Origin of the sequence: Pseudomonas multiresinivorans (genome assembly GCF_012971725.1) — a bacterium.
Lineage (GTDB): Bacteria > Pseudomonadota > Gammaproteobacteria > Pseudomonadales > Pseudomonadaceae > Pseudomonas > Pseudomonas multiresinivorans.
Map to the genome: position 1 here is coordinate 3764600 of NZ_CP048833.1, position 26066 is coordinate 3790665.

Annotated in this window: 22 protein-coding genes; 15 read left to right on the plus strand and 7 right to left on the minus strand. The window is 65.9% G+C overall.

The window, feature by feature from the left end:
- Window positions 1-562 precede the first annotated feature (562 nt).
- The 14 genes from G4G71_RS17020 to G4G71_RS17085 all read left to right on the plus strand — a co-directional run bounded on the left by G4G71_RS17020 (window position 563) and on the right by G4G71_RS17085 (window position 15637).
- The gene (locus G4G71_RS17020) at window positions 563-1228 is read left to right on the plus strand and encodes a GntR family transcriptional regulator (RefSeq protein WP_169939222.1); all 666 of its coding nucleotides are present in this window, start codon (window positions 563-565) and stop codon (window positions 1226-1228) included.
- Between the two features lie 96 nt (window positions 1229-1324).
- Entirely contained in the window at window positions 1325-2131 is an 807-nt protein-coding gene (locus G4G71_RS17025; protein WP_169939223.1) for an ABC transporter substrate-binding protein, read from the plus strand.
- A gap of 11 nt (window positions 2132-2142) precedes the next feature.
- Window positions 2143-2910 (plus strand): amino acid ABC transporter permease, encoded by a 768-nt coding sequence (locus G4G71_RS17030; RefSeq protein WP_054909322.1) that lies wholly within the window; start codon window positions 2143-2145, stop codon window positions 2908-2910.
- A gap of 1 nt (window position 2911) precedes the next feature.
- Window positions 2912-3691, plus strand: a complete 780-nt coding sequence (locus G4G71_RS17035; RefSeq protein WP_169939224.1) for an amino acid ABC transporter ATP-binding protein — start codon at window positions 2912-2914, stop codon at window positions 3689-3691.
- A gap of 21 nt (window positions 3692-3712) precedes the next feature.
- Window positions 3713-4798 carry a polyamine ABC transporter substrate-binding protein gene (locus G4G71_RS17040; RefSeq protein ID WP_169939225.1) on the plus strand — a complete coding sequence of 362 codons (1086 nt, stop codon included), beginning with the start codon at window positions 3713-3715 and terminating at the stop codon, window positions 4796-4798.
- Window positions 4799-4815: 17 nt separating this feature from the next.
- A complete protein-coding gene (locus G4G71_RS17045; protein WP_169939226.1) occupies window positions 4816-6432 on the plus strand; it encodes a gamma-glutamyltransferase family protein in 1617 nt (538 codons plus the stop codon).
- A 10-nt stretch (window positions 6433-6442) separates the two neighbouring features.
- The gene (locus G4G71_RS17050; protein ID WP_169939227.1) at window positions 6443-7384 is read left to right on the plus strand and encodes an aldo/keto reductase; all 942 of its coding nucleotides are present in this window, start codon (window positions 6443-6445) and stop codon (window positions 7382-7384) included.
- A gap of 95 nt (window positions 7385-7479) precedes the next feature.
- On the plus strand, window positions 7480-7986 hold the full coding sequence (locus G4G71_RS17055; protein WP_169939228.1) for a sigma-70 family RNA polymerase sigma factor: 507 nt from the start codon (window positions 7480-7482) through the stop codon (window positions 7984-7986).
- Window positions 7983-8921 carry a FecR domain-containing protein gene (locus G4G71_RS17060; protein WP_169939229.1) on the plus strand — a complete coding sequence of 313 codons (939 nt, stop codon included), beginning with the start codon at window positions 7983-7985 and terminating at the stop codon, window positions 8919-8921. Before G4G71_RS17055 ends, G4G71_RS17060 begins: the two co-directional genes overlap by 4 nt.
- Before the next feature lie 124 nt (window positions 8922-9045).
- The gene (locus tag G4G71_RS17065) at window positions 9046-11457 is read left to right on the plus strand and encodes a TonB-dependent receptor (RefSeq protein WP_240964794.1); all 2412 of its coding nucleotides are present in this window, start codon (window positions 9046-9048) and stop codon (window positions 11455-11457) included.
- A gap of 20 nt (window positions 11458-11477) precedes the next feature.
- Complete coding sequence (locus G4G71_RS17070; RefSeq protein WP_169939230.1) at window positions 11478-12629, plus strand: PepSY-associated TM helix domain-containing protein; 1152 nt, start codon at window positions 11478-11480, stop codon at window positions 12627-12629.
- Complete coding sequence (locus G4G71_RS17075) at window positions 12626-12817, plus strand: hypothetical protein (RefSeq protein WP_037011902.1); 192 nt, start codon at window positions 12626-12628, stop codon at window positions 12815-12817. The genes G4G71_RS17070 and G4G71_RS17075 overlap by 4 nt, the downstream gene beginning before the upstream one ends.
- A 1-nt stretch (window position 12818) precedes the next feature.
- Window positions 12819-14015: an MFS transporter gene (locus G4G71_RS17080; protein WP_169939231.1), complete on the plus strand. Its 1197-nt coding sequence runs from the start codon at window positions 12819-12821 to the stop codon at window positions 14013-14015.
- Window positions 14012-15637 (plus strand): alpha/beta hydrolase family protein, encoded by a 1626-nt coding sequence (locus G4G71_RS17085; protein WP_169939232.1) that lies wholly within the window; start codon window positions 14012-14014, stop codon window positions 15635-15637. The genes G4G71_RS17080 and G4G71_RS17085 overlap by 4 nt, the downstream gene beginning before the upstream one ends.
- A 128-nt stretch (window positions 15638-15765) precedes the next feature.
- Here the strand turns inward: G4G71_RS17085 and G4G71_RS17090 are convergent, their stop codons facing one another.
- Window positions 15766-16539, minus strand: a complete 774-nt coding sequence (locus G4G71_RS17090; protein ID WP_024762825.1) for an ABC transporter ATP-binding protein — start codon at window positions 16537-16539, stop codon at window positions 15766-15768.
- Between the two features lie 121 nt (window positions 16540-16660).
- Between G4G71_RS17090 and G4G71_RS17095 the strand changes: the two genes are divergently transcribed.
- Window positions 16661-17002, plus strand: a complete 342-nt coding sequence (locus G4G71_RS17095) for a hypothetical protein (RefSeq protein WP_024762824.1) — start codon at window positions 16661-16663, stop codon at window positions 17000-17002.
- A gap of 49 nt (window positions 17003-17051) precedes the next feature.
- On the opposite strand, the gene G4G71_RS17100 is transcribed toward G4G71_RS17095, so the two are convergent.
- The 6 genes from G4G71_RS17100 to G4G71_RS17125 form a co-directional block, all read right to left on the minus strand.
- Complete coding sequence (locus G4G71_RS17100) at window positions 17052-18197, minus strand: acyl-CoA dehydrogenase family protein (protein WP_169939233.1); 1146 nt, start codon at window positions 18195-18197, stop codon at window positions 17052-17054.
- Window positions 18198-18209: 12 nt separating this feature from the next.
- Window positions 18210-19409 carry an acyl-CoA dehydrogenase family protein gene (locus tag G4G71_RS17105; protein ID WP_169939234.1) on the minus strand — a complete coding sequence of 400 codons (1200 nt, stop codon included), beginning with the start codon at window positions 19407-19409 and terminating at the stop codon, window positions 18210-18212.
- 49 nt (window positions 19410-19458) lie between these two features.
- Complete coding sequence (locus tag G4G71_RS17110) at window positions 19459-20544, minus strand: Zn-dependent alcohol dehydrogenase (RefSeq protein WP_169939235.1); 1086 nt, start codon at window positions 20542-20544, stop codon at window positions 19459-19461.
- 48 nt (window positions 20545-20592) lie between these two features.
- Window positions 20593-21930: a coniferyl aldehyde dehydrogenase gene (locus G4G71_RS17115; protein ID WP_169939236.1), complete on the minus strand. Its 1338-nt coding sequence runs from the start codon at window positions 21928-21930 to the stop codon at window positions 20593-20595.
- A gap of 111 nt (window positions 21931-22041) precedes the next feature.
- Window positions 22042-24456 carry a LuxR C-terminal-related transcriptional regulator gene (locus tag G4G71_RS17120; protein ID WP_169939237.1) on the minus strand — a complete coding sequence of 805 codons (2415 nt, stop codon included), beginning with the start codon at window positions 24454-24456 and terminating at the stop codon, window positions 22042-22044.
- Window positions 24457-24693: 237 nt separating this feature from the next.
- Window positions 24694-26061, minus strand: coding sequence for a DUF1329 domain-containing protein (locus G4G71_RS17125; RefSeq protein ID WP_169939238.1), 1368 nt, complete (start codon window positions 26059-26061; stop codon window positions 24694-24696).
- Window positions 26062-26066 lie beyond the last annotated feature (5 nt).

Sequence of the window (26066 nt, forward strand, 5' to 3'; positions counted from 1 at the left end):
CTCAGTTCCCTCCTCCGCCGGCTCTGAGGCCTGCTTGATGGAATGAGGGACGTCCTGCGCAGAGAGACACGCAAAGCCTTCGGCTTTGGCTTTTGTTGTGGGAGGGATGCATGGTCTGCTGAAACGTTTGTGCATTCTATAGAAAGCCGCGGCTATTCACCAAGCGTCCTGGTCAACTATCGACCAGCCGGTTTGTATGTATGTGTGTTCTCAAGTTGCACGCAGAGCGCGGCCCGAAGCTGTAGGAGCGAGCTTGCTCGCGAACCGACCTCAGCGCCGGTATCGCCGGGTAATCCTTCGCGAGCAAGCTCGCTCCTACAAAATGCGGCGCCCTTGCTACACCGGCCCTGCACCACAACGTTACCGAAGCGCACCGCGAGCGCGCGCTATCCGCCCCATCCGTTACCGTTTCGCCCCTTTGCCCACCACGGTTCCTGCGTCAATTTCCGCCGCCCGCCGCTCTACCCCGGCTACTTCCAATCACTTCGCCATCATTGGCACGGCATCTGCTTATTTGCATGCATGGATAATTGGATCCAAGAATCCACGAGGAAACATCCCCATGCGCCTGGTGCCCACTGCCCGCCCACCGATGAGTGCCGAAGACGAGGCCTACGACCACCTCCTCCAGGCCATCTGCACCGGCCATTACAAGACCGGCGACCGTCTGGTGGCCGAAGACATCGCCAGCGAGATCGGCATGAGCCGGATGCCCGTGCGCGGCGCCTTCAAGCGCCTGGACGCCGAGGGCCTGGTGACCTTGCGGCCCAATCGCGGCGCCATCGTCAGCGGCCTGAACATCGAGGAGATGCGTGAAGTCTTCGAGATGCGCAGCGCCCTCGAAGGCCTGGCCATCCGCATTGCCGTGCCGCAACTGACCGACCGCGACATCTCGCGCCTGGAGCGCATGCTCGACGAGATGGACGACTACCGCGACGACAGCGCCGAGTGGGTCAGCCGCCACCGCGCCTTCCACGAATACCTCTGCAGCCTCGCCGGGCGCCCTCGCCTGCTGCGCCAGATCACCGCGCTGTATTCGGTGATCGAGCCGCACATGCGCCTGTGGCTGCAGCACGTCGACAAGCCCATGAGCGCCCGCGAGGAACACGCCGTGATCCTCGACGCACTGCGCTCGGGCGATGCCCGCGAAGCCGAGCGGGTGATCTGCGATCACATCGAGGGGACGATTCCGTCCCTGGCCAAATTCCTGGAGGCGCAAGCCACCTGAGCCGCAATCCACCGAAGAGAATCGAAGCAACGGGCGCCTAGACCCGTACTTCTGTGTCCCTGAACTGCCCCTGGCAACCCCACCCCGGAGAGCAACATGTTCGAACGCAGGATCCCGCAGTGCCTTCTCGCCCTTTGCCTGGCCGCCCCGCTGGCGCACGCCGATGTGAAGATTCCCGACCGTTTGCAGAACGCCAGCAAGGTGACCTTCTGCGGCGGCATGGACTCCCCGCCCATGGGCTTCTATGACGCCAACCAGAAGCTCACCGGGGTCACCATCGACCTGGGCGAGGCCATCGCCAAGCGCCTGGGCGACAAGAAGATCGACTGGCGCATCACGCCCTTCTCCGGGCTGATCCCGGCGCTGCTCGCCGGCCAGTGCGACATGCTGGTGGACCAGTTGTTCGACAAGCCCGAGCGGCGCGAAGTGATCGACATGGTCAACTACATGTACTCCAGCCAGGCGGTGGTCGTCGGCAAGGGCAACCCCGAGGGCATTCACACCCTGGACGATCTCTCCGGCAAGAAGGTCGCGGTGCTCAACGGCTCGACCATCCGCACCCTGCTCGAAGCCCACAACGAGAAACTGGCCAAGGCCGGCAAGCCGCCGATGAAGGTGGTGGTCTACAACACCGACACCGACGCCTTCCAGTCCCTGCGCATCCGCCAGACCGACGCCTACGGCACCACCGTGGAAACCGCCGGCTACTACCAGAGCATGGCCCCGGACCTGTTCGAGATCGGCGTGCCGGCCTTCGCGCGCATCCTCACCGGCCTGGGCATCCGCAAGGAAGACAAGCAACTCAGCGAAGCCGTCACGCAGATCATCAAGGACATGCAGGCCGACGGCAGCTACGCCGCGCTCCTGGCCAAGTGGCACATCGAAGGCGACAAACTGGACTGAGGTAACGAGACATGAACTTCAGTTGGGACGTGTTCTGGCAGTACCTGCTACGGCCGAGCGATATTTACCTCTACGGCCTCTGGTTGACCTGCGTGATCGCCGTCAGCGCCATGCTCCTGGGCTGCGTGCTCGGGCTGCTGGCGGCGCTGATGCGCCTTTCCACCAACCCTCTGCTGCAATACCCGGTGCGTTTCTACGTGTGGCTGATGCGCGGCACGCCACTGCTGGTGCAGATCGTCTTCCTCTACACCGCACTGGCCGCTGGCGGCCTCTTCCGCTTCGAGGACCTGGACCTGGGGCTGTTCATCCTGCCGGGCAACATCCAGGCAGCGATCATCGCCCTGGGCCTCAACGAAGGCGCGTACATGGCCGAGATCATCCGTGCCGGCATCGGTGCGGTGGACAAGGGCCAGTATGAAGCCGGCAAATCCCTCGGCATGACCTTCCCCAAGCTGATGCGCCGCATCGTGCTGCCGCAGGCCTTCCGGGTGATCGTGCCGCCGCTGGGCAACGAGTTCAACGTGATGCTGAAGAACACCACGCTGGTCAGCGTGATCGGCGTGCAGGAACTGCTGCTGAGCACCCAGATGGTTACTTCGGCGACCTTCCGCGTGTTCGAGCTGTACCTGGTTGTGGCGATCTACTTCCTCGCCCTGACCACCCTGTGGGGCTTCTTCCAGCGCTGGCTGGAAGTGCGCTTCGGCAAATCCGACGGCCAGGCCGCCGCACCGAACCGCATGTTCGGCCGCCAGGCGATGAAACTGCTGAGGGGGCGTTGAGATGATCCCGGACATGAAAGACGTGGTGATCCAGGCCCGCGACGTGCACAAGGCCTTCGGCGAGCTGGAAATCCTCAAGGGCGTTTCCCTGGAAGTGCACCGCGGGGAAGTGGTGGTGCTGATCGGCGCCTCCGGCTCGGGCAAGACCACCTTCATCCGCTGCATGAACCACCTGGAAGACATCCAGGGCGGCAGCATCCGCGTCAACGGCGAGCTGATGGGCTACCGCGAGCGCCCCGACGGCAAGCTGGTGCGCGACTCGGAAAGCAATATCGCCCGCCGTCGCCGCGACATCGGCATGGTGTTCCAGCGCTTCAACCTGTTCCCGCACATGACCGTGCTGGAAAACATCATCGAAGCGCCGACCCAGGTGCTCGGCATGCCCAAGGGCGAAGCGCTGGAGCAGGCGCGCCGGCTGCTCGCCCGCGTGCGTCTGTCGGACAAGGCCGAGCACTATCCCGGCCAGCTTTCCGGCGGCCAGCAGCAGCGCGTGGCCATCGCCCGCGCCCTGGCAATGAAGCCCCAGGCGATGCTCTTCGACGAACCCACCAGCGCCCTCGACCCGGAAACCGTTGGCGAAGTGCTGCAGGTGATGAAGGAGCTGGCCGACGAAGGCATGACCATGGTGGTCGTCACCCACGAAATGGGCTTCGCCCGCGAAGTGGCCGACCGCGTGGTGGTCCTGCACCAGGGCGAACTCATCGAAGAAGGCCCGCCCGCGCAGGTCTTCGGCAATCCGCACCACCCGCGTACGCGGGAATTCCTCAGCCGTGTTCTCTGACTAATGAAGAAAGGAAAGCTCATGCGTAATGGAGTTCTGCTGTTCACCCTTCTCGCCTGCGCCACCGCCGCGCAAGCCGACGACAAGCTGGTGCGCTTCTACAACTGGTCCGACTACATGGGTCCGGACACCCTGAAGAACTTCGAGAAGGACACCGGCATCAAGGTCCAGTACGACGTCTTCGACACCAACGAGATGCTCGAAGCCAAGCTGCTCTCCGGGCACTCGGGCTACGACCTGGTGGTGCCGTCCAGCCAGTTCCTCACCAAGCAAATCAACGCCGGCGTCTACCAGAAGCTCGATCGCGCCCAATTGCCCAACTGGAAGCACCTCGACCCACGCCTGATGAAGCGCCTGGAAGCCGCCGACCCGGGCAACCAGTACGCCGTGCCCTACATGTGGGGCACCGTGGGCATCGGCTACAACTACGACAAGGTCAAGGCCGCGCTGGGCGACAGCGCTCCGCTGGACTCCTGGGACCTGATCTTCAAGCCGGAGAACCTCGCCAAGCTGCACGGCTGCGGCGTGGCCTTCCTCGACGCACCGGTGAAGATTATCCCGCAGGCGCTGCACTACCTGGGCCTGGACCCGAACAGCACCAACCCCGAGGACTACACCAAGGCCTCGGCGCTGCTGCAGAAGCTGCGCCCGTCGATCACCTACTTCAACTCCTCGAAGTACACCACCGACCTTGCCAACGGCGACATCTGCGTGGCCGTCGGCTACTCGGGCGACGTCATGCAGGCGCAGACCCGCGCCCAGGAAGCCGGCAAGAAGATCGACGTGCGCTACGTGATCCCCAAGGAAGGCGCCAACCTGTGGTTCGACATGCTCGCCATCCCGCGTGACTCGAAGAACCCCAAGGGCGCCCACGCGCTGGTGAACTACCTGCTGCGCCCGGAAGTGATCGCCCCGGTGAGCGACTACGTCGGCTACGCCAACCCCAACCCGGACGCCACCCCGCTGCTCGATGCAAAAGTGCGCGACAACCCCGGCATCTACCCCAGCGACGCGGTGATCGAGAAGCTCTACGTCTCCGCCGACCTGCCGCCGAAAATCCAGCGCGTGATCACCCGCGAATGGACCCGTATCAAGACTGACCGCTGAACCGAAGAGAGTTTTCCATGCTGAGCTTCTCTGCCCACGAGTACCCCTACGCTTCCCAGCGCCAGAGCGTGTTCGCCCGCAACGGCATGGTCGCCGCCTCGCAGCCCCTGGCTGCCGAGGCCGGCATCGCCATGTTGCGCGCTGGCGGCAACGCCATCGACGCCGCCATCGCCACCGCCGCCGCGCTGACCGTGGTCGAACCCACCGGCTGCGCCATCGGCGGCGACGCCTTTGCCCTGGTCTGGGTCAAGGGCCAGCTGCACGGCCTTGACGCCAGCGGCCACGCGCCGGCCTCCATTTCCATCGACAAGGTGAAAGCCGCCGGGCACGACAAGATGCCCGTGCACGGCTGGCTGCCGGTCACCGTGCCGGGCATCCCCTCGGCCTGGGCCGAGCTGTCCGCACGCTTCGGCAAACTGCCCTTTGCCGACCTGCTGCAACCGGCCATTGCCCTGGCCCGCGACGGTTTCCCGGTGTCCCCGGTGGTCGCCCACCAATGGGAAATCGCCCGCCGCGAATACCAGGAAAGCCGCGCCGACGTACCGGTTCTGGAAGCCTGGTTCGACACCTTTACCGTCAACGGCGAAGCGCCGCGCGCCGGCCAGCTGTTCCGCAACCCGGCCCAGGCGAAAACCCTCGCCGAACTGGCCCAGACGAAGTGCGAAAGCTTCTACCGTGGCGCCCTCGCCCAGCGCCTGGCCGCGCACTCTGCCGCCACCGGTGGCGAGCTGAGCGCCGCTGACCTGGCCGGCTACATGCCCAAGTGGGTCGAGCCGATCAAGACCAACTACCGCGGCTACGACGTCTGGGAAATCCCGCCGGCCGGCCAGGGCCTGATCGCCCTGATGACCCTGAACATCCTCCAGGGCTACGACTTCGACCAGCGCGACAGCCAGCTCACCTGGCACCGCCAGCTTGAGGCGATGAAGAAGGCCTACGCCGACGGCCTGCACTACATCACCGACGCCGAGCACATGCGCGTCAGCACCGCCGCGCTGCTGTCCGATGACTACGCCGCGCGCCGCCGCGCCGAGATTGGCGAACACGCCGCCGAACCCAAGCATGGCGACCCGCACTCCAGCGGCACCGTGTACATCGCCACCGCCGACGGCGAAGGCAACATGGTCTCCTTCATCCAGAGCGCCTACCATGGCTTCGGCTCCGGCGTGGTGCTGCCCGACAGCGGCATCGGCCTGCAGAACCGCGGCTCGGAATTCAGCCTCGACCCGGCGCACTCCAACGCCCTGGCGCCGGGCAAGAAGACCTTCCACACCATCATCCCCGGCTTCCTCAGCAAGGATGGCGTGGCCGTCGGCCCGTTCGGCGTGATGGGCGGCTACATGCAGCCCCAGGGCCACGTGCAGATGGTGATGAACCTGGTGGACTTCGGCCTCAACCCGCAGGCCGCGCTGGACGCCCCGCGCTGGCAATGGCTGGGCGGCATGAAGGTCGGCATCGAGCAGCACGCCAACCGCGACCTGGCCTTCAGCCTGGCGCGGCGCGGCCACGAGGTGGAGATCGCCTGCGACCTCACCGACTACGGCCGCGGCCAGATCATCGTCCGCGACCCGCAGACCGGCGTGCTCTGCGGCGGAACCGAGCCCCGAGCGGATTCGCACATCGCGGTTTGCTGAGGAGAAAGCCATGCATGCTCGTGACCTCAACCTTTCGCCACTGATACTGGGCGGCAACGTGTTCGGCTGGACGGTGGACGAAGCCATTTCTCGACGCCTGCTGGACGCGGCGTTCGACGCGGGGCTGAGCAGTATCGACACCGCGGATATGTACTCGGTCTGGGTACCGGGTCACGAGGGCGGCGAGTCGGAGGCCATCATCGGTCGCTGGCTCGCCAGCCAACCAGGCCGGCGGGCGGAGGTGACGCTGTGCACCAAGGTTGGAGCCGAGTTGTCGGCCCATCGGCGCGGCTTGTCGCGCCGATGGATTCTGCAGGGAGTCGAGGACTCCCTTCGGCGCCTGGGCACCGACTACATCGACCTGTACTTCAGTCATTACCCGGATGACAGCACGTCCCACGAGGAAACCCTGCGTACCTACGAAGAGTTGATCGCCTCGGGAAAAGTGCGCGCCATCGGTGCGTCCAACTTCAGCCGAAATCAACTGGAGGCGGCCGCGGCAACTGCGCGCAGTAACGACCTCCCCGCGTACTCGGCGCTCCAAGTCCAGTACAACCTCTACGACCGAGCAGGCCACGAAACGGAAACCGCAACCATTGCTGCCGAGCACGGCAACGTCGTGGTGACCTACTTCAGCCTCGCCTCGGGCTTTCTCACCGGCAAGTACCGCGCCCCCAGCGACCTCACTGGAAGTGCTCGTGGCGAAGACCTGGAGGGCTACTTCGATGTTCGAGGGTTGAAGATTCTCGCGACGCTTGACCAGGTCGCCGAGGAAACCCAGTCGTCGCCGGCCGAGATCGCCCTCGCCTGGCTGCGCCAACAGCCGGGCATCACCGCCCCCATCGCCAGCGCCACCAGCGAACACCAGCTAGCCAGTCTGGTGCGAGCGACCCGACTGAGCCTTTCAGACTCCCACCTGGCAATGCTCGACCTCGCCAGCCGAATATCCTGAGCAACTGTCACAAGCGCGCCTCCTTCCGGGGGCTTGTGAGCAGGCCTTGGCAACCACTATCATGAGAAGCATTCTCAAATGATAAAAGTTCTGCCATGCCTTCGGTCGACGCTCCGCTCCACGCTGCTGTCAGTGACCTCTATCAGCACCATCACGGCTGGCTGCAGGGCTGGCTGCGTCGCCGCCTGGGCTGCCACGAACAGGCGGCGGACCTGGCCCAGGACACTTTTACCCGCCTGCTCTCCTCACGCCGTGTGCTGGAGGCTCGCGAGCCGCGAGCCTATCTCGCCACGGTGGCCAAGGGGCTGATGATCAACTGGTTCCAGCGCCAGTCGCTGGAACGCGCCTATCTCGAAGCCCTCGCCAGTATCCCCGAAGAACTCGCGCCTTCGCCGGAGCAGCGCTACCTGGTGCTGGAAACCCTGCACGAGATCGACACCCTGCTCTCGCGCCTGCCCGACCCGGTGCGCCAGGCCTTCCTGCTGGCGCAGGTCGAGGGGCTGAAGTACGAGGCTATAGCCGAGCGCCTGGGCGTATCCCTGGGATCGGTGAAGCGCTATATGCAGCAGGCGTTCCGCCATTGCCTGGAGCTGATGGAGTGAGCGCTACCGAGCCCATCGCCCCGCGCATTCTCGATGAAGCGGCCGACTGGCTGGTGCGCCTGCATCAGGACACCAGCGAGGAAACCCGCCGCGCCTGTGCCGACTGGCAACGCCAGAGCCCCCAGCACGCCCGCGCCTGGGATCGTGCCGAGCGTCTGATGGGGCATCTCGGCAGCCTGCCGCCCGCACTGGCCATGCCGACCCTGGGCCGTGAACGCCAGCTCGACCGCCGCCGGGCGCTCAAGCAGCTTGCCCTGCTGCTGGCCGTAGCGCCGGTCGGCCTGGCCGCCTGGCGTACGCAGCCCTGGCAGGACTGGAGCGCGGACCAAACCACCAGCGTCGGCGAGCAGCGCAGATGGCCGCTGCCCGATGGCAGCCTGCTGACGCTCAACACCGACAGTGCCGTGGACATCGCCTTCACTCCGGCGCAGCGCCTGGTGCGCCTGTTGCGGGGGGAAATCTTCCTCGACGCATTCGTGGACAGCCGACCTTTCCTGGTCACGACCCGCGAAGCTCGCATGCACACCCGCGAAGCGCGCTTCAATGTGCGCCAGGACGAGGGGGCGACCCGCGTCGCCGTCCTCCAGGGCCGCGTCGAAGTAGTGCCGTCGCACGGAGCCGGCCAATGGCTGGGTGCCGGGGAGTCCGTGCTGCTGTCGGCACTCGGCATCACCTCGGTCGCCCCCTCGCCGGCCCCGGACGCCTGGACCCACGGCATGCTGATGGCCGACCGCATGCCCTTGCAGACGCTGCTGAGCGAATTGGGCCGCTACCGCCGCGGCGTGCTGCGCTGTGATCCAGCGGTGGCGCAACTGGCTGTTTCCGGGGCCTTCCCGCTGCTGGACAGCAACCTTGCGCTGTCGATGCTGCAGTCCACCTACCCCCTGCGAATCCGTCGGGTGACGGACTTCTGGATCACCCTCGCAGCGGCCTGAAGACAAGCGCTGGGCGTTGATGCAAAATATTTTCAAAAAGAAGTGAGACTTTTTCTCACTTCAGCTGGCAACAGGGGAACATCTCCCGACACGAAGCCCGCAGAGGCCCGAAGGTACCCCGTCCATGTCCAGCAGCAGACACGTCCAGCCCTCTTCGCTTTCCCTGGCGGTGCGCACCGCCCTCTTCTCCCTGGCGGTTGCCGTCGCGGCCCCGGCGGTGATGGCCGCATCAGCCCCCGGTGAAGTGCGCAGCTACAGCATCGCCCCCGGCCCACTCGGCCGCGCCCTCGCGTCGTTCGCCGCCGAGACCGGCGTGCGCCTGTCCTTCGAACCGACCCTCACCGACGGCCTGCAGAGCCCGGGCCTGAGCGGCAACTACTCGACCCAGGGCGCCCTGGAGCGCCTGCTGCAAGGCAGTGGCCTGGAACTGGAGCAGCGCGGCGACGGCACCTTTACCCTGATCCGTTCGCCCAGCCCCGATGCGTTGCAGATGCAGCCCTCGCTGATCACTGGCCAGGCTGCCGGCCCGGAGGACCTGCCGGCCGAGTACGCCGGCGGCCAGGTAGCACGTGGCGGCCGCCTGGGCCTGCTGGGCAATACCGACCTGATGGACGCGCCCTTCAGCATCACCAGCTACACCGAGAAGACCATCCAGGACCAGCAGGCGCGCAGCGTCGCCGACGTCCTGAGCAACGAGCCTTCGGCGCAGATCGGCAGCGCCCGCACCAACCTCAACGAGGACTTCTCCCTGCGCGGCTTCCCGGTAGTCAGCGCCGATGTCGCGCTCAACGGCATGTACGGCCTGGCGCCGTTCTTCCGCGTGCCGGTGGAAATGGCCGAACGCGTGGAAGTGGTCAAGGGCCCGAGCACCATGCTCAATGGCATGCCGCCCAGCGGCAACGTCGGCGGCGCGGTGAACCTGGTGACCAAGCGCGCTGGGGATGAGCCGCTGAACCGCGTGACCGTGGACTACCTCTCCGACTCGGTGTTCGGCACCCACCTGGACATCGGTCGCCGCTTCGGCGAGGGCAAGGAGTTCGGCGTGCGCTTCAACGGCGTGTACCGCAACGGCGATACCACGGTGGACAAGCAGGAACTCGAAGACAGCCTTGGCTCCCTCGGCCTGGACTACACCGGCGAGCGCCTGCGCCTGTCCGCCGACTACATCCACCAGCGCGAGGACATCACCAATGTCGTGCGCCAGTTCACCGCCGGCCCTGGCGTGACGAAGATCCCCCACGCCCCGGACAACGACCTGAACTACCCCGGCTACGGCGATTCGGAAATGACCGACCGCACCCTGGTCGTGCGCGGCGAATACGACATTGCCGACTGGCTCACTGGCTACGCCGGTTACGGCGACCGCCGCAGCGAGATGGACGCCCTGGCCGGCAACCCGGTGCTGACGGGCAACGACGGCGACTTCGTCTCGTCTCCGGCCTGGCAGGTCTACGACGTCGGTTCGCACTCCGCCGAAGCCGGCCTGCGCAGCACCTTCAACACCGGCCCGGTAGAGCACAAGCTGAACTTCGGCGCGACCCGCGTGGTGCAGAACTCGGACATCTTCTTCCTCTACACCGCCTTCCCGTCGCGGGCGTCGAACCTCTACAACCCGATCTACTCGGGCACGCCGAGCACCGACGACTATCCGAAGAACGTGCAGAAGTACACCGCTGCCACGCTCACCAGCTACGCGCTGGCCGACACCCTGTCGGTTCTCGACGGTCGCGTCGAGCTGACCGTCGGTGCGCGCAAGCAGCGTGTGGAGTCGCAGAACTACGAGATGAACGTCGGCACTCCGGCCGGCGCCGGCTACGACGAGGAAGAGACCACCCCGATGGCCGGCGTCGTGGTCAAGCCATGGGAGAACATCTCGCTCTACGCCAACTACATCGAAGGCCTGAGCCCGGGAGAAACCGCGCCCATCGGCACCGCCAACGCCGGGGAAATGCTCTCGCCCTATGTCTCCAAGCAGAAGGAAGTCGGCATCAAGGGCGAATGGGACGGCTTCGGCGCCACCCTCGCCGCCTTCGAGATCAAGCGCCCGAGCAGCGTCAACGACAATGGCCGCTTCACCCGCGGCGGAGAACAGCGCAACCGCGGTCTCGAACTGAGCCTGTTCGGCGAGGTGGCCGAAGGTGCACGCCTGCTCGGTGGCGCCTCCTACACCCAGGCCAATCTGACCAAAACCCAGGACGGCCAGTACGACGGCAACAACGGCATCGGCGTGCCACGCCGGCAACTGAACCTCGGCGGCGAGTACGACATCGCCCAGGTGCCGGGCCTGACGGTGACCGCGCGGACGATCTACACCAGCGAGCAGTACGTGGACCAGGCCAACAGCCTGAGCATCCCCGACTGGTGGCGCCTGGACCTGGGCGCGCGCTACCGCTTCGAGACCCTCGGCAAGCCGGTGGTGCTGCGCGCCAACCTGGATAACGCGCTCGACAAGGACTACTGGGGCACCTCCACCGCCGGGTACCTGTACCTGGGCGAGGGGCGCACCCTGCAGCTGTCCGCGAGCGTGGACTTCTAACGAAAAGAACGAGCCTGACGATGACCGCCAAAGCCCTTCGCACCTGGTACCTGGTGCACAAGTGGACCAGCCTGATCTCCACGGTATTTCTGCTGATGCTCTGCCTCACGGGCCTGCCGCTGATCTTCCATGAAGAGATCGAGCACACCTTCGAGCCGCACCCGGAGCTCAAGCCGCTCACCGAGCAGTCGCCGAAGATCGACTACGACGACGTGGTGGCCCGCGCCCTGGCGAAACGGCCCGGCGAAGTGGTGCGTTTCGTGTTCTGGGAACAGGACGATCCGCTGGGCGCGGTCCTCACGGCTCCGACCCTGGTGCCGCCGCCGGAGGATGGCCACATCCAGCCCTTCGACGCTCGCACCGGGGAGTTCTTCGACCCGCTGCCGCCGCCGGGCGGCTTCATGCACATCATGTTGAAGCTGCACACCGACCTGTTCATGGGCCTGCCCGGCTACCTGTTCCTCGGTTTCATGGGCCTGCTGCTGGTGGCGTCGCTGGTCTCGGGCGTCGTGGTCTACACGCCGTTCATGCGCAAGCTGGACTTCGCCACCGTGCGCTCCCAGCGCAGCTCGCGACTGAAATGGCTGGACCTGCACAACGTGCTGGGCATCGTCACCCTCGCCTGGGTGCTGGTGGTCGGGGTCACCGGAGTGATCAACACCCTGGCGCTGCCGATCCTGATGCTCTGGCAAGGCGGCCAGCTGGCCGAGATGACCGCGCCGTACAAGGACGCGCCGCCGCTGGAGAGCCTCGGCTCGCTGCACAAGGCCATCGATACCGCCCGCAAGGCCGCGCCGGACATGGAAATCAGCTTCGTCGGCTTCCCCGGCACGCAGTTCAGCAGCAAGCACCACTACGCCGTGTTCATGCGCGGCAACACGCCACTCACCGAGCGCCTGCTCAAGCCCGCACTGGTGGATGCCGAAACCGGCGAACTGACCGACATGCGCGAGATGCCGCTGTACGTGAAGACGCTGCTGCTGTCCCAGCCGCTGCACTTCGGCGACTACGGCGGCATGCCGCTGAAGATCGTCTGGGCGCTGCTGGACATAGTCAGCATCGTCATCCTCGCCAGCGGCCTGTACCTGTGGCTCGGCCGGCGCCGCACGCCCATCGAGAAACGCCTGGCGGAACTGGATTCCGGCGGCCTGAACACGGAGATCAAGGCATGAGACGCGGACTCTGGATGATCTTCCGCTGGCCCCTCGCGCTGGCCGTGTTGAGCACCTTTGGGCTGCTCTCCGCGCTGCTCGGCGATGGGGTTTTCGACGTGCTGTCGTGGATTTCCCTTGGTGTTCCGCTGCTGCTGATCGTCTTTGTAGGGATGAGAATGCCCCGTCGACCCAAGGAGCCCCGCTGAAATGACCGCCATGCCACCCCAGGCGCCGACCCTGAACCTGCGCCCACTGATGTTCGAGACCTTCGTCTGCACGGTGGCAGTGATGTCCTTCGTCGCGCTGATCGGCCCGGTGGCGCGCACCCTGGGCCTGGCGCCCTGGCAAGCGGGCATGACCGTGACCGTCGGCGGCATCGCCTGGATGCTCATGGCCCGCGTCTGGGGCATCGCCAGCGACCGCCTGGGCCGCCGCCGCGTGCTGCTCAGCGGCCTGGCCGGCTTTGCCTTGACCTATGCCCTGCTCTGCGCCTTCATGGCCCTGGCGCTGAACACCTCGATGTCACCGCTGCCGGCATTCATCGGCATCGTTGCACTGCGAGGGTTGGCGGGCGGTTTCTACGCCGCCGTGCCTGCCTGCTCGGCGGCGCTGGTGGCTGACCATGTGAGCGCCGACAAACGCGCCTCCGCTATGGCCGGGCTCGGCGCGGCGAGCGCCGTGGGCATGGTGGTCGGCCCGAGCTTCGCCGGCCTGCTGGCCATGCTCGGTCTGGCCCTGCCGCTGCTGCTGACCTGCCTGCTGCCATTGCTGGCCCTGGCCGTCCTGTGGAAGTGGCTGCCCGACAGCCAGCGCCTCAGCGAACGCAAGGGCCCTGCCCTGGCAATTACAGACCGGCGCCTGCGCCGCTCGCTGACCCTGGGCTTCATCGCCATGGTCTGCGTCACCGTCGCACAGATGACCGTCGGCTTCTTCGCCCTCGACCGCCTGCAACTGCCACCCGCTGATGCCGCCCGCGTCGCCGGCATCGCCTTGACCTCAGTGGGTGTGGCGCTGATCTGCGCGCAGATGCTGGTACGCAAGCTGAACTGGGCACCTCTGCGGCTGATTGGCGTGGGCGGCGTGATTTCCGCACTGGGCTTTGCCTCGGTGTGCATCGCCGTCGCACCGTGGATGCTCTACGCATCCTGCTTCGTCGCTGCTGCCGGCATGGGCTGGGTCTTCCCCGCCGTCTCGGCGCTGAACGCCAACGCCGTGGAGGCCGACGAACAGGGCGCCGCCGCCGGCAGCCTGGTCGCCGTGCACGGCCTGGGCATGATCACCGGCCCGCTGCTGGGCACCCTGCTGCACCAGGTCGATAGCCGCGCGCCTTACCTGCTGATTGCCGTGCTGCTGGTCCTGGGCGTGGCCTGGACCGTGCTGCCGCGCAAGGGCACCGTTGCATGATGATCGCCGACGGCCTGCTGCTGGTGCTGCTCGCCGTCGCCCTGCTGGGTTGGTGGCTGCGCCGCCGCCCGCTGGCGCTCGGCTCTGCCCTGCTGGCGCTGGTCGTGGCGCTCTACGACGTCTGGGATGATCGCTGGCAAGCCGGCATGGCAGCCGCCACCGCCCTGCTGCTGATCCTCGGGCTGCTGTTGCGGAGAAAGCGCCCGGCTCGGGTACCGGTCTGGTCAGGGATATTCTTCACCCTGCTGGTGGGTGTGGCCGGCGCCGCCTTGTCCTTCTTCCCGGTGTCACCGATGCCCAAGCCCAGCGGGCCCTATCCGGTGGGCGTGCGTGACTTCGAGCTGATCGACCCCAGTCGCACCGGCCTGCTCGGCGCCTCCGCCGGCAAGGCTCGCCGGCTGCTGGTGCGTGTCTGGTACCCGGCGACGCCGGCCGTGGGCGCGCAACCGCGCAACTATTTCAGCGACGCCGAAAGCCGCAGCACCGCACGCGGCTTCGGCGAGCTGTTGCATTTTCCACCGCTGCTCACGCACCTTCGCCACCTGCGCACCAATTCCTACGAGAGCGCCCCGCTGCGGGATGCCCCTGGCCGCCTGCCCGTGGTGTTCTACAGCCATGGCTATGGCTCCTTTGCCGGCATGAACGGACGGATCATGGAGGAACTCGCCAGCCACGGTTATGCGGTTTATTCCGTGCAGCACACCGGCGACGCCTCGCCCACGCTGTTCCCCAACGGTGAAGTGGCGCCCACCGACCCGGCGCTCTACGACCACCTGCGCGATGCCTTCGACCACGGTTTCTCCCCGCTCCTGTTGCAAGGCTACGGCGAAGACGACCAGGGCCGTCGCCTGGACGGCCAGTTGCGCTTCGCCACCGAGCTCAAGCCACCGGCGGACCGCGCCATCCACCTCAGCGCGCCGATCTGGCTGGCCGACCGGTTGTTCGTCCACGATCGCCTGCAGTCAGGTGAAGTGCCGCCAAACGTGGCCGACCTGGTAGCCGCCAGCGATTTCAGCCACGTCGGCGAGATGGGCATGTCCTTCGGCGGCTCGACCACCGGCGCGGTGTGCATGGTCGACAAGCGCTGCGCCGCGGCGGTGAACCTCGATGGCGGCGACTTCGACTTCACACCGTTCGACGAGGACCTGCCGGTGCCGCTGTTGATGCTGCATTCGGACCTGTCGTTGTTCTATCGCATGCTGGGGCTCACCCCACCGGCACAACTTCGTAGCTTCAACGACTTCTCCTACGAACGTATCGAGCACGCCGGGCAGAATCCGCGCATCCATCGTCTGGTCATGCGCGATGCGTTGCACGCCGGCCTCACCGACAATGCGCTGTACCTGCGCCGGCCACTGCGCGACAGGCTGATCGGCAGCGCACCCACCGACGTGCTGATCGAGGCCCCCGCGACGCTGGTACTGGGCTTCTTCGATCACTATCTGCGCGGCCGCGACAACGGCTTCCCGCAGGCGCAAATGGCGCCGTATGCCGACTGGCTGACGCCCTACAGCAATCGCGCGGTGAGCCAATGGTGGGCGGGCCTGCCGGAGGCCGAACGGGCACGGTTGCAGGAGCGCATTCGCGCGATGCAGGCCCAGCGGCGGGCACTGGACAAATAGGTCCGATCACGGATCGGCATGTGCGGGCACCCATCGCGGACGAAGTCCGCTCCTACAGGAACTTCCATGAGCGTAGGAGCGGACTCCGTCCGCGATAGTCGGGTCTGGCTCAGAAGGCCAGCATCGAATCACGCATGCCAGCAGCGATACCAGCCATCCTGCTCGGTCACTTTCAGCGGAGCCTGGTACAGCGCCGACAGGTTTTCGCTGGTCAGAATCTCCGCCTTCGGCCCGTCGGCCACGACCTTGCCGTTGGCGATCAGCACCACCCGTTCGATTTCCGGAATGATCTCGTCGAGGTGATGGGTAGTGATGATCATCGCGTGCTCCGGGCCGCAGAAGCGTCGAAGCAGGGTGAGCATCTGCAGGCTGGCGCCCATGTCCAGGCCATTGGCCGGCTCATCGAGGATCAGCGCACGGGGTTCGTGGATGAGCGCGCGGGCCAGCAGCAGGCGGCGCTTCTGCCCGGTCGACAGGCGCTGGAACATGCGTTCGGCGTAGCCGTCCATCTCCACCTGGGCCAGCATCTCGCGCGCCTTCTCCGCCTGTTCCGGCGTTGGCTGCAGATGACCGTGGCTGCCGATGGCGCCGAAGAAACCGGAGATCACCACGTCCAGCGCCTGGGTGAAGGGTGTGTAGTCTTCCTGCAGGTCCTGGGAGACGAAGCCGATGCGGCTGCGCAGGTCCCACAGGGTGACGTTCTGCAGACCGAACAGGTTCAGCGAGCTGTCCGGGCGATCCACCGGATAGAGTTCGCGGCTGATCAGCTTGAGCAGCGTGCTCTTGCCAGCGCCGTTGGGGCCGAGGATGGCGACCTTCTCGCCTTCGCCGATATGCAGGGAAAAACCATCCAGCACGCGGGTCTGCTGCTGGTAGGCGGTGACGTTGTTGAAGTCGATCATGGGGCGTTTCATGTCCGGGGCTGGGGCAGCCGCTGACAGTAGGCTCCTTGGGCGAGCGACTCAAGCCCTGGTTGAATCGGAACTACGCTTTCCAGACTTCCCACGACAGCGAGCGCGCGTCATGAACGAGCCGGAAACGCCCTCCCTGGACGACGACATCTGCGTCCACATCTTCTCCGTCTCCGCCACCATGGTCGGCGTGTGCCTGACCGTGATCGGGATCATCCGGGTGATCCTCACCCTGCGCCGGGAAGACCTGATCATCGATGACATGGTGGCCGTCAACATGATGTTCTATGTGGTCTCGGCCTTCTGCTCCTACTGGAGCCTGCGCACCCACCGTACCCTTCGCGGCCGGCGGATGATGCACATCGCCGATGCGGTGTTCCTGTTCGCACTGGTGTTCACCGGCTTCAATGCCGGCTTCATCACCTGGGCGATGACCTCCACCCCGACACCCTGAAAAAAGGGCCACCCGCGGTGGCCCGAGAAGGGACGTCTGGACGCTTGCCTCAGTCTGCCGGCGCCATCAGTTCGCTGAAGACCTGAAGGTGATGATCATCGTCGCCGAACTGACGCGCCACCATCCACAGGTGCTTGGCGTGGTGCGACAGCTGGTACTCCCAGGTCAGGCCGATGCCCCCGTGCAGTTGCACGCTTTCGTCGGCGATCAGGCGCGCGGCGCGGCTGACGATGTACTTCGCCGCGGCCAGCGCCCGGCTGCGCTCATCGCTGTCGGGCTCGTCCGCCATGCAGGCCGCGAGCAGTGCCATGGAGCTGGCCTGGTCCAGTTCGATTCGCATATCCACCATGCGGTGCTGCAGCGCCTGGAACTTGCCGATGACGCTGCCGAACTGCTGGCGGGTCTTGAGATAATCGAGCGTCAGCGCGCAGGCGGCTTCCATGCTGCCGACCGCTTCGGCGCACTGCGCCGCGACGGCCCGCCCCTGCTGGTAGCGCAACGCCGGCAGCGCCTCGCCCTCGAGGCCCAGCAGCGCGGCACGCGGGACGAAGACCTGGTCCAGGTAGAGCTCGCAGGCCATGCGCCCATCGAGCGTGGGAAATTCGCGCCGGACGATGCCCGCGCTGGCCGGATCAACCAGGAACAGGCTGATGCCCTGTTCGTCCCGAGCGCCGCCGGCGGTGCGTGCCGACAGCAGGATCAACCCGGCGCTCTGGCCACCGAACACCACGCTCTTGCGCCCGTCCAGCAACCAGCCGCCGGCGGTCGGGCTCGCGGTGCAGCAAACATCGTGCAACTGGTAGTGGCTCTGCGGCTCCTCCAGGGCGACCGCCAGTTGCAGCTCGCCCGCGGCCACGCGCGTCAGCAGGTCGTCACGCTGCGCAGCGCTGCCCAGTTGCGCCACCAGGCCGCCGCCGAATATCACCGACTGCAGGTACGGCTCCAGGCACAGGCCACGACCAAGCTCGGCGCAGATCAGGCCCATTTCCACACCCTGGCCGCCGAAGCCGCCATGGGCCTCGTCGAACGGCACCGCGCACAGGCCCAGCTCGCCAAGCCGGGCCCAGAATGCCCGGCTGAAACCGCCAGGCTCGCGCCGATAGGCCTCGCGCTGCTCGAAAGCATAGTTGTCACGCACCAGGCGGGCTGCGGTGTCCTGCAGCATCTGCTGCTCTTCGGTCAATTTGAAGTCCATACGGTGGGCTCCTTACAGCTCGAGGATCATCTTGGCGATGATGTTCTTCTGGATTTCGTTGGAGCCGCCATAGATCGAAGCCTTGCGCGAATCCAGGTACTGGTAGGTGGCGGTGGCGCTGTCGGCGCTGTGCAGCACCGGTTCGTGCGATGCCTCGAAGCCCAGCTCATCCTCCAGGAACGGCAGCGCATAGGCGCCCACCGCCTTGGTCAGCAGATAGACGATCTGCTGGCGCACCTCGGTGCCCTTGATCTTGAGGATCGAGCTTTCCGCCCCGGGCACCCCGCCATCGCGGGCGGCGACCAGTGCGCGCAGGTTGCTCATGTCCGCCGCCATCAGTTGCATTTCGACAGCGGCCACCTGGGCGCGGAACAATGGGTCATCCAGCAATGGCCGGCCGTCTCGCAACTCCTGCGCCGCCACCTGCTTGAGCTTGCGCAGCAACACCTTGGTCTGGTTGATGCCGCCGATGCTGGTGCGTTCGTGGGTCAGCAGGTACTTGGCGCAGGTCCAGCCTTCGTTTTCGCGGCCCACCAGGTTTTCCGCCGGCACGCGCACATTGTCGAAGAACACCTCGTTGACTTCGTGCTCGCCATCCAGGGTGATGATCGGCCGCACGGTGATGCCCGGCGTCTTCATGTCGATCAGCAGGAAGCTGATGCCGCGTTGCTGCGCGGCATCCGGGTCGGTGCGCACCAGGCAGAACATCCAATCGGCGTAATGCGCCAGGGTGGTCCAGATCTTCTGGCCGTTCACCACATAGTGGTCACCCTCACGCACCGCGCGGGTCTTCAGCGATGCCAGGTCGGAGCCTGCCCCCGGCTCGGAATAGCCCTGGCACCACCAGTCGGAGCTGTCGAGGATGCGCGGCAGGAAACGCGCCTTCTGCTCGGGCGTGCCGAACCGGATCAGCACCGGCGCCACCATCTTCACCCCGAAGGCGACTACTCGCGGCGCCCCGGCGGCGAAGCACTCCTCCTCGAAGATATGCTTCTCCACGGCACTCCAGCCGGGGCCGCCGTATTCGGCCGGCCAACCTGGCGCGAGCCAGCCACGTGCGTTCAGTTTGCGCATCCACAGCACCTGGTCCTGCTTGCCCAGGCGCTTGCCCTGGAGGATGCGGCTCGCCAGCCGCTCGGGCAGCTCGGCACGGAGGAAGGCACGCGCCTCCTCGCGGAAAGCCTGTTCCTCAGGCGTGAAATGGATATCCATCAGCTAACTCCTGGCAGGGGCTCGCCCGCTTGGGGGCGGCCCGTGCGGGTCATTGGTCGAAAACGATCACCGAACGCGCCAGCTCGCCGCGCCGCAGTTCGTCGAAGGCATCGTTGATCTGCTCCAGGCGGATACGCTGGGAGATCATTTCATCGAGCTTGAGGCGACCGGCCATGTAGAAATCCACCAGCGCCGGCATGTCCACCGGAAAGCGGTTGGAGCCCATAAGCGAACCCTGCAGCCGGCGCTCGTGGAGCAACTGATAGGGGTCGACCTCGATCTTAAGGCCGGGCTTGATCATGCCGATGATGGTCGCGGTGCCGCCGCGCGCCAGCATGGCGAAGGCCTGCTCGGCGGTCTGCTTGAGGCCGATGCACTCGAAGGAATGCTGGACCCCGCCACGGGTGAGCTCCTGCACCTGCTTCACCGCATCGCCCGATTTCGCGTTGACCACGTCGGTGGCGCCGAACTGGCGGGCCAGCTCCAGCTTGGAGTCGAGCATGTCGATAGCGATGATCCGCCCTGCCCCGGCCAGCGCCGCACCATTGATCGCAGCGAGGCCGATGCCGCCGCAGCCGATCACCGCGACCGTCTCGCCGGGCCGCACCTTGGCCGTGTTGAACACCGCGCCGGTGCCTGTGGTGACAGCGCAGCCCAGCAGCGCCGCACGGTCCAGCGGCATGTCGCGGCGGATGGCCACGCAGGCGTTCTCATGCACCAGCATCTGCTCGGCAAAGGCCGACAGGTTGACGAACTGTGGCATCGGCTTCTGCACGTAGGTCAGGCGCGATTCCTCGTCCTTGCCGCGTTTGGTTTCCGGCGAAACACAGCGCGACAGGTGGCCCGTCACGCAGTGTTCGCAATGGCCGCAGAAGACCGTCAGGCAGGTAACGACATGGTCGCCGGGCTTGACGGTACGGACCTCCGCACCGACCTGCTCGACGATGCCGGCCGCTTCGTGGCCGAGCACCATCGGGCCCGGATACGGATAGGACCCGTCGATCACGTGCAGGTCGGAATGGCAGACGCCGACGGCGACGGTGCGGATCAGGACCTCGCGCGGCCCCGGCTTGCTGATACCGACTTCCTCGATGCTCAGCGGCGCGCCGACCTGATGGAATACAGCTGCTTTCATGATGTTCGTTCTCGAGTAGGGGAAATCGACAGGGGAAAGTCGCAGCGGTCAGCCCGCGCGATAAACCGCCCTGGCGTGGCTGAAAGTGCGGAAGCCGTCGATGCCGTGATAGGCACCCATGCCACTGGGGCCGACGCCACCAAAGGGCAGGCTTTCCAGGCCGGCGTGGTGCATCACCTCGTTGAGCGTCACGCCACCGGAGCAGGTGCGCTCGAGCACCTGGCGCTCCTCGTCGGCATCGCTGCCGAACCAGTACAGGCCGAGCGGGCGCGGGCGCGCGTTGATGCAGGCAATGACCTCGGCGAAGTCGCGGTAGGGCCTGATCGGCAGCAGCGGGCCGAAAATCTCGTCCTGCATGACCTGCAGTCGATCGTCCGGATTGCGCAACAGGGTCGGGGCAATCAGGCGGCGCGCAGGGTCGAGCACTTCGCCGGCCGGGTTCAGCTCGACCACGGCGACGCCTGCGGCACGCGCCTCCTCCAGATACCCCTGCAGGCGCTGGTAATGCCGGTCGTTGAGGATCGCGGTGTACTCGGGGTTGCCAGCCAGGGTCGGGAACACCTTGCCCACTACCGCGCGGGCGATCTCGACGAAGGCATCCATCGACTCTTCGGGGACGAATACGTAGTCCGGTGCGACGCACAGCTGCCCGGCGTTCATCAGCTTGCCAACGATGATCTTGCTCACCGCACTCTTCAGGTCCGCCGAACGGGAAATGATGGTCGGCGACTTGCCGCCCAGCTCCAGGGTCACCGGCACCAGGTTTTCGGCCGCGGCCCGCAGTACGTGGCGGCCGATGCTGGCGGCCCCGGTGAACATCAGGTGGTCGAAGGGTTGCCGGCAGAATGCCTGGCCGGTCTCCGCGGGGCCGGTGACGACCGCCACTTCGTCCGGGGCGTAGGCCTCACCGATCATCTGTGCGATCAGCGCCGAAGTCTGCGGGTTGAACTCCGACGGCTTGATCATTACCCGGTTGCCCGCCGCGAGAGCGCCGGCGAGGCCCTTGAAGACCATGTTGGCCGGTACGTTCCAGGCAGTGACTATGCCCACCACGCCCAGCGGCTGGTATTCCACCCAGGCCTCGCCACGGGGTGCCGGGCGACGCTCGGGCTGCATCCAGCCGGCCAGTTCTGCGCGGGTCTGTTTGAGGGTCGCCAAGGGCGACAAGACGTCGCTGTGTCGGGAGAAAGTCGGGCTGCGCTGGCCGAAGTCTGCATTGAGCGCTTCGATCAGGGATTGCTCATGGCGCACCAGCAGGTCGATGGCGCGGTCGATCAGTTCGCCGCGCTGCTCGGCGCTCGGCGGCGCGCTGGCCTGGCTCGCGGCGCGCTGGCGCTCCAGCAAGGCGCGAATCGCAGCCTCGTCCAGGTACTCGTGGGTGCTCATTGCAGAAACTCCTGTTGTGCATGATCGGCCGGCATCCGCCGCCGGGGAGTGGCTGCAATGGTTGGGGTTTCGTCTGTAGGAACACGCCACCCGGATCAGGTGGCATGCCACTCAGGCCAGCAGGCCCCGGGCCTTGGCGCAGGCGATGGCCTGGGTGCGCCGGGTGGCGCCGAGCTTCGCGTTGATGTTCTTGGCGTGGTACTTGACGGTGTTCACCGAGAGGAAAAGCGCGTCGGCAATTTCCTGGTTCGACAGCCCCTCGGCCAGCAGTTCGAGCACCGCCACCTCCCTCACGGTAAGCTCCTCCTGGTAGCCGCATGCGTCCGCACCTTCGTCTTCATCCGCACCGCCACACTGCCGAAGGAACGCCAGCACCTCGGCCTGCAACTGACGGAAGCCAGCCACGCGGCAGTGTTCGGCGAGCACCTGTAGCCGTGCCCGCGATTGCTCCCGAAGCCCCAGGTTGTGTTCCGCCATCGCCGCAAACCACTGGACATGGTGAGGCACGGTTGGCGGCAGCACGATGGAGAAGACGCTCCCAACCGGATACTCGAGCGCCAATCGGCGGGAGGCTTCCAGCGCCGCCCGCCAGTCCTGCGCGTGAACCAGCAACTTCAACTGTTGCAGTGCCAGGGCCGCCTGGTACAGGCCTTCATCGATCCGCCCGCAGTGCATCGCGCGCTCTCCACGCTGGATCTGCGCCTGCGCCAGTGCCAGGTCTGCGTGCCGCCCCGCCACCTCGGCCAGCCCCAGGTAGCCGTACAGCACAAAGGGCGCCGAGCAGTCGCGGAGGTAGGGCTGAGCGGCCAACAGCACGGCTTCGCTCTCGTGCAGTCGCCCCTGCTGCAACAACAGGTCTGCCCTGGCGATCATCAGTCGCCCGCGCACCGGGTCGCGTTCGAGCCCAGTGGCAGCGCGGCTGACCAGGCAATCCTGGAGCAGCAGGTCCGCCAGCGCAGCCTCATCGGCCAGCATCAAGGCGCGCAGACGCTCGCCCTGGAACAACGCCTCGCTGTCCTGGCAACCTTGCCGCCGCGCCTGCTCCAGGGCGGCGCGCCACAGCAATTGCGCTTCATCGCCACGCTCGCTGGCCAGCATGATCCGCCCCAGGGTGAACTGGCACAGCAACTGCGAGAGGCATTCCCTGGGCGCCGAACCCAGATGCCCAAGGGCTTCGCGACAATGCTGTTCGGCCTCGAGCAATTCACCTCGAAACGCCAGCGCACTGCCCTTCAGGGCCTGCCAATGGGCGAGCAACAGCTGATTGTCCGCCGCATTGGCGGCCGGCAGGAAGCGCGAGAGGCCGTGGAGACCGCGCTCCGCCTCGCTAACCCGGCCGCTGAGCAACAGGGCCAACGTGCTCAGATAGATCAGCCGGGGCGTGCCTTCCATCAGGTAGGAGGGCAATTGCCGATGCCAGTCCAGCACGCGGCGCAGGTGCAGGTCAGCGAGTTGCCAGCTCGGTTTCAGGCGCTCGATGTAGCTGGCCGCCACTTCCGGCTGGTGCACATGCAGGGCCTGATCGATGGCGTCATGCAGATGACCGGCGAGGCTCAGCAGACGGCAGGCGTGCAGGCGCAGACGGGTCAGTTCCGGCGCGGCGATGCCATCCTGCAGCGTCGCCGCCACCAGCGGGTGCACGCGGTACCAGCCGCCATCCTGCTCCACCGGCTGAATGAAGACCTGCTGCCGCAGCAGGCGATGGAGAACCTGATCGCCTGAGTTGCCTTCCCAGAGCTGAGCGCAGAGATCGACGGAGAAGCGCGGCAGATTGCACAGCCCGTAGAACAGGCGACGCTCCTCATCGCTCATGCGCCCTACCAGTTCGCGTTCCAGATAGTCTCGCAGCAGTGCCCTGCCCTGCTGCTGGCCCGCCAGCAAAAGGCGCGCACCACTCCACCAGTCGCCGCATTGCATGCCGATTTCTTCGCGTCGTGCGTCTACGGTATCGCCGGCAATCCGAGCGCTGATCGCAGCGTATTCACCGCGTGTCATGCCCAGCGAATCGGTGCCCAGTTCGAACAGTTCGCCCTTGAGCAGCAGCGACGGCAGATCCCACGCCGGCCGTTGCCGACAGCTGACGATCAGGCGTACACGGCTCTCCGGCAGGTTGAGCAGTTGCTCGAACCAGGTGTTCACTTCGATGGGCAGGTTAGCCGGGAGGTCATCCAGCACCAGATGCAGGGTGTGCCCGCCGCGGCCGAGCTGGCGCAGGAGCGCCTGCGGAGCGAGCAGAGACGGCAGGCCGAGGCCGGATGCAACCTGGGCGCAAAGTTGCGTCAGCGACAACGATTCCCCTCTGCAGGCCAGCCAGAACAGTTCGTTGCCGGATGGCGCATCGGCAAGGCTCTCGGCCAGCAGGGTGCTCTTGCCATAGCCCGCCGGGGCGCACAGCAGGGTCAGGCGTTGACGGCTGCCACGTACTGCAGCGGCCAGCCGCGGACGCGGCACATGGTGCTCCGGCAGTCGCGGAGCGCTGGCAAGAGGCGCTTGCGCGCTGCTCGAACTGACACCCAGACCTTGCATGATGAGCCTCGATCCACGGCGTTTCAGGGACAGCGGCCGGCGCAGACGCACGTCGATCCGCTGAGTCGGAAACGATGCTGCAAAACACCGTGGAAAAAGGCGCCCCCCATGTCAGGTGGCATCGAGACAAGCGTGCCTCGTGAGAGCGAGATCACGATAAAAGAGGCCGGGGCAGGAGCCGTGCCCCGGCAGAAAAGCGGCGTTGGACGCCCCCACGCCGCCTTCAAGCGCCTTGTTTCAGCGGATACCGGCGTTGCGCAGGGCCGCGGGAGTGAAGTCGTTCATGCTGTAGTTCTGGTCGTACTGGGTGGCCTTCTTCGATTCGTTGGTCATGCCGAACACCAGGTAGCGACCGGCGATCAGGTCGTACAGCGCCTGGGCGGCGTACAGGCTGATGCCATGCTGGTAGTCGTTGACCTGGTAACCCTCACCCACACGCCAGAGCTGGCCACGACCGTCGTAGTGATCCACCTCCAGCAGGGACCAGGTGTCCTCGTCGAAGTACATGTGGCGCTTGGCATAGATATGGCGCTGGCCGGGCTTGAGCGTACCCTCCACTTCCCAGACCCGGTGAAGCTCGTATCGCGTCAGGTCCTGGTTGATGTGGCCGGGCTTGAGGATGTCGGCGTACTTCACCTGAGGCGACCACAACTTGTAGTTGTTGTACGGCACATACATCTCGCGCTTGCCGATCAGCTTCCACTGGTAGCGATCCGGCGAGCCGTTGTACATGTCGGCGTTGTCGGCGGTACGCAGGCCGTCGGCGGCTGTACCCGGACCGTCGTAGGCCACCTGCGGAGCGCGGCGCACACGGCGCTGGCCGGCGTTGTAGGACCAGGCGCTACGCGGTTCCTTGACCTGATCGGTGGTTTCATAGACCAGCAGCACGTTGCCGGCCATGCGCGACGGCGCGGTCACTTCCTGGCGCAGCAGGAACAGGTAATCGCCCACCTTTTTCGGATCGAAATCCTTCATCAGGGAAGGGACGCCGACATTCTGCTGCAGCGACACGATGGTGTAATCGCCATTGACCTGGGGAGTGGCCTGGGCAATCTGCTGGGTGTAGTTGGTACCGCGATAACGGGTCTCGTGGTTCCACACCACCTCCACACCATTCTTCGGAATGGGGAACGGGTAGTAGCGCCCACTGACATTGGCGATACCGTCGCCACCGCTGACCAGTTCGGCGCTGGCTGCACTCTTCTTCGCCGCCTCGTACACGGATTCGGGAGAGGAAGCACTGCGACGGGTCGGATACACCGGGATCTTGTAGGTATCCGGATAGCGCTTGAACATCGCCAGCTGACCGGGTGTGAGCTTGTCCTTGTACTGATCGACGTTGGCAGGGGTGATGACGAACAGCGGCTTGTCGCTGGCATAGGGATTGCCCAGGAACCCGTTGCCATCCAAAGGAGCGGCGCCAGGCTGCAGGCCACCGGTCCAGGCGGGAATGCTGCCATCCGCATTGCCAGCCTTTTCGCCGCCCAGCGGAGTCAGGCTGGTGCCGAGCTTGGCGACTTCCTCGGGAGAAATGGCCGCCATCACACCGGTGGCCAGCAGGGACAGCGCCAGAGCGCCGGTTTGCAGGAATACGATCTTTTTCATGCGAG